The sequence below is a fragment of the Caulobacter endophyticus genome (assembly GCF_003116815.1).
In the GTDB taxonomy this organism is placed as follows: Bacteria; Pseudomonadota; Alphaproteobacteria; order Caulobacterales; family Caulobacteraceae; genus Caulobacter; species Caulobacter endophyticus.
Window position 1 is genome coordinate 1 of the sequence record NZ_QDKQ01000001.1, and the last position, 1,019, is coordinate 1,019.

Annotated in this window: 1 protein-coding gene; it reads right to left on the reverse strand. The window is 67.5% G+C overall.

Annotated elements, in window-relative coordinates:
• Window positions 1-934, reverse strand: a 934-nt coding sequence (locus tag DDF67_RS00005; RefSeq protein WP_109098933.1) for an IS481 family transposase, incomplete at its 3' end; no start/stop codon positions are given.
• Window positions 935-1,019: the final 85 nt, after the last annotated feature.

Genomic DNA, 1,019 nt, shown 5'->3' on the forward strand with positions numbered 1-1,019 from the left:
TGTCGTTTCCAAGAAGGTTGTTCACCCGCTGCCAGGGCGTGAGGCCTTTTATGCCTGAGTGTGGGCGGTCGAGGTTGTAGCTGTCGGTCCAAGGCTTGATGGCCTTGGCGCGATCGTCCGAGCAGGCGTAGGGACGGCCATAGGCCCATTCGCGCAAGGACGTCTGGATGAAGCGTTCGGCCTTGCCGTTAGTTCTGGGCGTGTAGGGCCGGGTACGCACGTGCCGGGCCCCGGCGGCCTGGAGGGCGCTGGCGAAGAGCTTCGAGCGGTAGGCCGAACCGTTGTCGGTCATCACCCTCTGGACGGCGACGCCGTGGCGGGCGAGCCAGGCGATGGCCCTCTCCAGGAAGGCGGTTGTGTCGGCTTGGCCTTCGGAGGGCAGGATCTCGGTGTAGGCCAGGCGCGAGGCGTCATCGACGCAGACGTGCAGGAAGTCCCAGCCGGCCCTCCTGGAGCGCCCTAGCCGCCGATCGCCGGTGACGCGGTGGCCTTCGACGTTGAATTTGCCCAGCTTCTTGATGTCCAGGTGGATCATCTCGCCTGGCGCGGCGCGCTCGTAGCGGACGATCGGGATTTTCGGGTCCAAGGCCGACAGCTTGCCCAGGCCCAGCCGGCGCAGGATCAGCCCCACCGTCGAGCGGGCCAGCCCCAGGGCCTGGGCGATGGCTGGACCGGTCATGCGCTGGCGGCGCAACGCCTGGATCTGGTCGATGGTCCAGGCAGGCGTCTTGCGCGGACATCGGCGGGGCGCCGAGCTGCGGTCGTGAAGCCTTCGCTCGCCGCCCCGCCGATGCCGTTGCAGCCACTTGCCGGCCGTGCGGCGCGAGATCCCGAACGCCTGGGCGGCCTTAGCCACCGACAAACCGCGCTCGATCCGTTCCACCATCAGGGCTCGACCAACTGGGGTCAGCCGCGCATTCTCATGCACGTTCATCCGGGGCCTCCGGGCTAGAGTTTGGAGCTTCGCAACCCCAGCCTCTCAGCACCGCCCCGGGTGAACAACCTTCATAGCTTCGACA